General features: G+C 78.8%; 1 pseudogene. It reads right to left on the bottom strand.

What is annotated here, in order from left to right:
* Positions 1-240: pseudogene (locus KVT45_RS55585) on the bottom strand (serine/threonine protein kinase); the annotation flags it as partial.

Consider the following 240-nt stretch of genomic DNA (forward strand, 5'->3'; position numbering starts at 1 on the left):
ATCGGACGGGGTGAGTACGAACGCCGCGACGGCGTCGAGGGCGCTCACCGCGGCGGTCGAGAGCAGGAGCAGGCGTGTGCGTGCGGGGCGAGGTGACGCGGCGGACGGGGGCGCGGTCCCGGGCGCCGGGTCCGCAGCCAGGTCCGGCGGCGGGACGGTCTCCTGCTTGCCGACCGGCGTCGCGGCGAAGGCACGCCGCCAGGCCGTGCGGGACCTGGCCTCGGGAGGCCAGGAGGGCGG

This window comes from Streptomyces sp. GbtcB6 (assembly GCF_019091475.1).
In the GTDB taxonomy this organism is placed as follows: domain Bacteria; phylum Actinomycetota; class Actinomycetes; order Streptomycetales; family Streptomycetaceae; genus Streptomyces; species Streptomyces hyaluromycini.